Annotated in this window: 8 protein-coding genes; 6 read left to right on the top strand and 2 right to left on the bottom strand. The window is 64.7% G+C overall.

Annotation, left to right across the window (positions count from 1 at the left end; all coding sequences use genetic code 11):
• Nucleotides 1-426 precede the first annotated feature (426 nt).
• The gene (locus tag DPQ65_RS06005) at nucleotides 427-684 is read right to left on the bottom strand and encodes a Txe/YoeB family addiction module toxin (RefSeq protein ID WP_114906484.1); all 258 of its coding nucleotides are present in this window, start codon (nucleotides 682-684) and stop codon (nucleotides 427-429) included.
• Nucleotides 685-688: 4 nt separating this feature from the next.
• Nucleotides 689-946, bottom strand: a complete 258-nt coding sequence (locus DPQ65_RS06000) for a type II toxin-antitoxin system Phd/YefM family antitoxin (RefSeq protein ID WP_114906483.1) — start codon at nucleotides 944-946, stop codon at nucleotides 689-691.
• A 118-nt stretch (nucleotides 947-1,064) separates the two neighbouring features.
• On the opposite strand from DPQ65_RS06000, the gene DPQ65_RS16580 reads away from it, so the two are divergent.
• The 6 genes from DPQ65_RS16580 (at nucleotide 1,065) to DPQ65_RS05970 (ending at nucleotide 5,190) form a co-directional block, all read left to right on the top strand.
• Entirely contained in the window at nucleotides 1,065-1,421 is a 357-nt protein-coding gene (locus DPQ65_RS16580) for a MafI2 family immunity protein (protein WP_475120343.1), read from the top strand.
• Nucleotides 1,422-2,153, top strand: a complete 732-nt coding sequence (locus DPQ65_RS05990; RefSeq protein ID WP_238146713.1) for a DUF6226 family protein — start codon at nucleotides 1,422-1,424, stop codon at nucleotides 2,151-2,153. It abuts the gene before it with no gap.
• A gap of 851 nt (nucleotides 2,154-3,004) precedes the next feature.
• A complete protein-coding gene (locus DPQ65_RS05985; RefSeq protein ID WP_114906481.1) occupies nucleotides 3,005-3,277 on the top strand; it encodes a hypothetical protein in 273 nt (90 codons plus the stop codon).
• 504 nt (nucleotides 3,278-3,781) lie between these two features.
• Complete coding sequence (locus DPQ65_RS05980; RefSeq protein WP_202863027.1) at nucleotides 3,782-4,528, top strand: tyrosine-type recombinase/integrase; 747 nt, start codon at nucleotides 3,782-3,784, stop codon at nucleotides 4,526-4,528.
• Nucleotides 4,529-4,729: 201 nt separating this feature from the next.
• Entirely contained in the window at nucleotides 4,730-4,852 is a 123-nt protein-coding gene (locus tag DPQ65_RS16280; protein WP_272947640.1) for a hypothetical protein, read from the top strand.
• Nucleotides 4,849-5,190: a type II toxin-antitoxin system HicB family antitoxin gene (locus DPQ65_RS05970; protein WP_114906478.1), complete on the top strand. Its 342-nt coding sequence runs from the start codon at nucleotides 4,849-4,851 to the stop codon at nucleotides 5,188-5,190. The genes DPQ65_RS16280 and DPQ65_RS05970 overlap by 4 nt, the downstream gene beginning before the upstream one ends.
• Nucleotides 5,191-5,474 lie beyond the last annotated feature (284 nt).

Here is a 5,474-nt window from a genome sequence, read left to right as displayed (position 1 = left end):
GACCGCTGACAACGACGACGTAAGAGTCGAACTACTCATGATCACTGATCCAGATCTCGCCCTGCATGGACGGACTTGCTATGAACCGCTGGTCTCACCTCACCTTGACACGCAGGGGGCGGACGCACTCACCTGGAACAGCCTGGGCAACGACTCTACCGAACCAGCAGCGAAGGAACACGCGAGAGCGATAGCAGTAGGCCTGCCCACTCATATCCCGGAGGGTCAAAACCTCGCATGCCTGGTCACCGAGGACTTCCCGAACACGATCTGTGGCCAATTCACCCTCAGCGACCGAACAGCCTCAGAGCCCTAAGGGCACGGTCGTGCTGGCGCCGATTGGAAGAAGGGCACGGCACAGGCTCCTGGTATGAGAAGAGAGACCTAACCCCCGGGCCAGCAACCGGATCTGCCGCGGATCGGTGCTCATCCGTAGTGGTAGCGGCAGGCGGCGACTCGGAGTTCGCCCCCGGCGATCTTGTACACGAGTCGGTGCTCGTCGGTGATGCGGCGCGACCAGTACCCGGCAAAGTCATGTTTCAGTGCCTCAGGCTTGCCGATGCCCTCGTTGCCGTTGCGCTGGATGTCCTTCAGAAGCAGGTTGATGCGCTTGAGCACCTTGCGGTCCTGCGCCTGCCACCAAAGGTAGTCTTCCCATGCGTTCTCGTCCCAGACCAGCAGCACTCGGTCAGTCCGTCTCGACCAGCTCGCGCAACTGCCCCTGGCCAGCCTCCAGCCGCTCCATGGCGTCCAGCAGTCGACGGGCGTTGGCGGGTGAGCGCATGAGGTAGGCGGTCTCACGTAGCGACTCGTAGTCCGCCAGGGACACGATGACGACCGGCTCGTGCCCGGCGCGGGTGATGACGACCTCTTCACGGTCGTTGGTGACACCGTCCAGCACTTCTGCGTAACGTGCTCGCGACTCGGTGTAACTCATTGTCTTCATGTATAGCCTCCTGTACAGAGAACTGTACGCTGTTTCTCCTGGGCAGCCAAGAGGACATGTCCACGCCGGCACGGCCAACGCACGCAACTGTCGCTCTGCGGGCGCGTAGCGTCCGACCATGCTGGGAATCGGTCTCGCCGATGAGCGGGCGGCGTCATACTCGACCTGTGGCGGACATGAGGACCGATGTGATGCTGTCAATGATGCGAGCCCTTTGGGGCAGGTGACCGCCGACCTACGCGGAGTGACCGTGGCGTTCCAAGGGTCATCCGCGCAGGGATCAGTGGAGGCCCGCTTCCTGTACGACGGCGAGATCCGTGCCGTGCAAGCTGATTGCGTGTCCTTGGCTGAGTCCTACTGCATCGCGGACTTTCCACCAGAGGTCTCAGTAAGGTTCCGGGCGGTCGAGCACGCGGCCCGCGAACTCCTCCCGGGTGAACACTGGGTGTTCCTGCGCTGGGAACCAGAGGCATGAATGTCCGCTCTTGCCGCAGGTCGCGAACGGGGCGAGGGTCCTCTCGCCCCGGTATTGCGCCGGGTGCTGGAGGATGGCGAGGTGAATTCCTATGTGCGCCCGGCGATCGACACCCCGGTGTTCCGCGATGCCGACGGCCGGATCATCGAGTATGGGAAACGGTGGCGCGAGTCCCCACCACCGGAGGTGACCTACTCGGTTGACTCGCATCCGGAGCGGTTCGCACCGCTCCACGCAGTCGCTGACGCCCTCATCGCCTATCTGCGTGACGCCTACGACGTGGAAGTCGTTGAGGGCGAGGCGGCGGCCGCGGATCTGCTTCGCCCGGCCCCTGAAACTCTACGTGCGGTGCGGATCCGACCGAACGACCCGGCGTGCGCTGCGGTGACGATCGTGTTCACTGCGTACCCCGGCATCATCATGCATGCCGGCTTGCTGCAAGACTTCCGCTACCCGGTGTGCGGCTGCGACGCCTGTGACTCGAACTGGGAGATGGAAGCCGACGAACTCGAGCAGCAAGTGCTCGCGGTCGTCACCGGGCACTACCGGGAGCGCATCGAACGAGGACTCCGCCCCCGGGTCGAGTACGCATTCACCTACCCGAACGGCGGGGCTTCGGGGCGATCTCGCCCGCAAGATCTCCCCCCAGAGCGTGTCCCAGCAGCGAAGCCCATCCTTCGCCGCCTCATCAAAGGATGGGCTGCCTGGCCCCGCGCAGCACCCAAGCCTTGATCAACAGGCCTAGGCGCTAGACCGCTCGACGGCCTGCCTCCAGCGACTGCTCAGGCATCCTGTACTGTCGCGCGTCGCTTGATCGCTGGAGTGAATCTCGCTCGCGTTCACTCGCCAGCGGGTCCTGAGTCCATTTCGGCTGACGATTCGACACCAGAGGACGTAGTACATCTCACGGTGTAGGTCTGGACGGTTGTCGCAAGCTGCCCCCGACCGTTCTCCTCAGAGGAAACTGAAAGCACTACCTGCCCGGAAGCATCGGATATCTCGACCACTCCGGCCCCAATGACCGAGACCTCATGCGTGCCAGACGCCACATCTGAGCGGTTGAGCTTGCACCCATCCATGACGATCTCCAAAGGCGCGCTCTCTGGGTCTGGGGACGGATCACCGAAGCATCCTGCGACCGTCAGGGCAGGAACCAGCATGAGGAGCACGCGGAGACCGCGAACGTTGCCAGCGCCGGTCTTGGGCTTCGAGCGCCAACCCCGCCCGGTACTCGTCTCCGGACGGTTCGCACTGTTGCCCCCCTGCTCCTTCGCAGAAGACTGCGCCTCCAACATACGCTGAGTGGTGGCGCTTGAGCGGCACCCCACCGCCCCCTGAGGCAACGCGGCCACACTTCGAAGGAGTCGAGGGTCGAGTTCAGCCGCCAGTGACACCAGAGATCTACATGCGCTCACGCCGCCAGGAGGACGCCAGGCTTCGGCGCGTCCGACATTGCCGCCGAGCCAGCAGACGTGTGTAGCGATCATCGCTGAGTTTCGACCTCGCTGCTCGGGCAATCCTTCGAGCCGAGGCAGGGCGAAAGCGGCCCTGGTGGATCCTCCTTGGCGGGGCCATAATGAGACATGGCCTCGCAGCGCACGCCCCGCGCCGGGACGGCCTTCCCCGACCTCCGCGGAGATGGCCGCTTGCTTCGGGCGACCTGGCACCAGGAGCGGCAAGTCGTCGTCCTCTCGCTCTGGCGTGACAACGTCTGCGTCAGCACCTTCCGGCTCGCAGCCGACGAGGTGCCCGACCTTATCGCCCTGCTCCGCCACGGGCTCGACGAGGCATACGACGCTGCCCGCGAGCGGGTAGAGCGAGTGGAGCACCTCACCCGGCCCTCCCAAGCCGGCTGAGGGGGCAAATTCGGAATCAACCGGGAGCTGGACCCCGGACGTTTCCATTAACTGCGATGTCGTAGTGGCTCGATTCTGCGTCAACTACCGTGACTCGATTCGACGCCGCTCATGCCGAGTGTAAGTGGTCGGCAAGGTGCGATCGATCGCACGTAACGGGCGCGAGTTGGCGCCGTTGCTCGGGCCGAGGTGGTTACCTGCGCGCCACTTGGCAACGACCGGATTTGCCGCGGCGGGCGCGTGGGTCGTGGCCGTCTCCGTGGTGCGCGGGCAGCGTCAGGATGGACTATGAGTGCATCCCAGTCCTAGCCTGTTCTCGTTCCCGTCGTCCTTGGTGATGACGGTGTCTTGCGTCGTGCGGTCGCGGCGCATTTGGCCCGGTACACGGGGCTGACTCGGAGCCACACCGACTCAGACCTGCGGTGTTTTCTGACCTGGTGCGCGGACCGCGGCCTTGGCCCGTTGGCCGCTGGCCGGGTACATGTCGAGCTGTACGTGCGGTGGATGCAGGAGATTCGCCGGTACAAGCCGGCCACGATCTCCCGCCGACTGTCCGTGGTCGTGGGGTTCTACCGCACCTGCTTGTTCGACGGGCTCCTGGACGCCTCCCCGGCTGAACACGTCCGCCGCCCCCACGTCCCTCCCGAATCACCAACGCTGGGCCTGTCTCACCCCAGGGGGACGGTCCTGCGGGGCTGGCGCTGTCTGTCACTGCAGTTCGAGGCGATGCTGCACGCTGCCCGGTCGAGCCCGAACATCAACGATTTCGCGCTGGTCACCATGCTCGGGCTCCTCGGCCTGCGGATCTTCGAAGCCTGCGGCGCGGACATCGAGGACCTGCGCGAGGAGCACGGCCACCGCGTTCTGAAAGTCCGCGGGAAAGGCGCCAAAGTCGTGCTAACACCTCTACCGCCGGCCGTGCAACGGGCAATCGAACGAGCGGTGGATAGGCGAGACGCGGGTCCGATCCTGCGCAACCGTCGGCAGGCGCGGATGGACAGGCACGCCGCGACCCGTCGCCTGCGGCATCTAGCGGAGGATTCCGACATGAGCCTGCCTCGGATACACCCGCACATGCTGCGCCATACCTTCGTTACCACCATGCTCGACGCGGGCGTGGACCTGCGCGACGGCCAGATCGCCGCCCGCCACGCCGACCCACGCACCACGATGCGCTACGACCGGGCCCGCAAGTACCTGGACCGCCACCCGAACTACATCCTCGCCGCCTACATGGCCTCCGGCACCTGACCCAGCACCAACGGTCCAGCCAGAACGCGAGAAATCAAGCCGTTGAGTATCGGTACCGCCCGCGGTACCATGGGGCGTGCCGTCCGTCGCGAAGACCTGGACTCGATGAGAACCAACCCTCGTAACGTGCGGTACGAGGAACTTGCCAAGGTATGTGAGCACTACTTCGGTCCGCCGCGGACACGCGGGGGGTCTCACGCGGTGTTCAAGACGCCCTGGCCCGGTGACCCGCGCGTGAATATCCAGAACGAGCACGGCAAGGCCAAGGCCTACCAGGTCCGACAGGTACTGGCAGCAATCGACAAGAAGGAGACGCAGCGATGACCACGACCATCGACATCACCCACTACGGCTACCGCGTCACCTGGTCCGCCGAGGACCAGGAGTTCCTCGCTACCTGCCTGGAACTGCCCTCCCTGTCCTGGCTAGCCAGCACCCAGGAAGAGGCACTGGCCGGCCTGCGTGACCTCGTCCGCGAAGTCGTCGACGATCTCACCGCCACCGGCGAGCCCGTGCCCGAACCCTTCGCGACCCGCAACTACTCAGGCAAATTCAACCTCCGCGTAGGCGAGCACCTACACCGCCAGCTAGCAGTAAACGCCGCCCAAGAACACCTCAGCCTGAACCAGTACCTCGTACGCCGCCTCTCAGACGCTTCCTAACTGCCGCCGGTCGCAAAGGTTCCAACCGTGCTGCGTGGCAGATTGGGCCCATGAGCACCAGCGAACCGGAGGTTCTGCGCGACAGGGTCTTTAACGGCAGGAGCCTGCGGGGATCGCGATTCGTGGGCTGCGACCTGGGAGACGTCGTTGTACGGGGAAGCGATGTCGGCTCTTCCACTTTGAGCGTGGTGTGGCGTTGACGTGAGGGCTCGTGGCCCTGCGCCAGCATGGGTGTTGTTCAGGACATCCAGTAGCGAGGACCACGAGCGTGCTCAAGCCTACGC

Source organism: Ornithinimicrobium murale, assembly GCF_003352835.1.
Classification (GTDB): Bacteria; Actinomycetota; Actinomycetes; order Actinomycetales; family Dermatophilaceae; genus Ornithinicoccus; species Ornithinicoccus muralis.
Note: the sequence above shows the minus strand (reverse complement) of the source record. Positions and strands in the feature narration are given on the sequence as shown.

What these genes read in the sequence shown, in the direction of transcription:
- DPQ65_RS06000 (WP_114906483.1), bottom strand. Translation starts at nt 946, where the DNA reads ATGAAGACAATGAGTTACACCGAGTCGCGAGCACGTTACGCAGAAGTG.
- DPQ65_RS16580 (WP_475120343.1), top strand. Translation starts at nt 1,065, where the DNA reads ATGCTGGGAATCGGTCTCGCCGATGAGCGGGCGGCGTCATACTCGACC.
- DPQ65_RS05990 (WP_238146713.1), top strand. Translation starts at nt 1,422, where the DNA reads ATGTCCGCTCTTGCCGCAGGTCGCGAACGGGGCGAGGGTCCTCTCGCC.
- DPQ65_RS05985 (WP_114906481.1), top strand. Translation starts at nt 3,005, where the DNA reads ATGGCCTCGCAGCGCACGCCCCGCGCCGGGACGGCCTTCCCCGACCTC.
- DPQ65_RS05980 (WP_202863027.1), top strand. Translation starts at nt 3,782, where the DNA reads ATGCAGGAGATTCGCCGGTACAAGCCGGCCACGATCTCCCGCCGACTG.
- DPQ65_RS05970 (WP_114906478.1), top strand. Translation starts at nt 4,849, where the DNA reads ATGACCACGACCATCGACATCACCCACTACGGCTACCGCGTCACCTGG.